General features: G+C 58.7%; 1 pseudogene. It reads right to left on the bottom strand.

From position 1 onward, the window contains the following. Positions 1-230, bottom strand: a pseudogene (locus ACRHNM_RS18480) (DUF2490 domain-containing protein); the annotation flags it as partial.

The raw sequence follows: 230 nt of genomic DNA, 5'->3' as shown, positions 1-230 counted from the left end.
TGGCAGCGAATTGTCCAGTTCTGCTTATAATTTCCCCCATTCACCAGGTCCTGGCCCTGGGAATACATCAACCCTGCAGCAACGGGCAGCCTCGGTGTGAGGATATACCCCAGGGTGGTGGTCATCCGCAAATCTTCCATCGGGCTGGCCACGACCCCCTTGCCGCTTTGCATGATCAGCACGCTTTCCGGGGCCTCGTACCACGCTCCGGGGGCCAGCTTTGGTTTGTT

It is taken from the genome of Psychroserpens mesophilus (assembly GCF_050617655.1).
Classification (GTDB): domain Bacteria; phylum Bacteroidota; class Bacteroidia; order Flavobacteriales; family Flavobacteriaceae; genus Psychroserpens; species Psychroserpens mesophilus_A.
The sequence above is the reverse complement of the archived record's forward strand: the minus strand, read 5'-3'. Positions and strand labels throughout refer to the sequence as shown.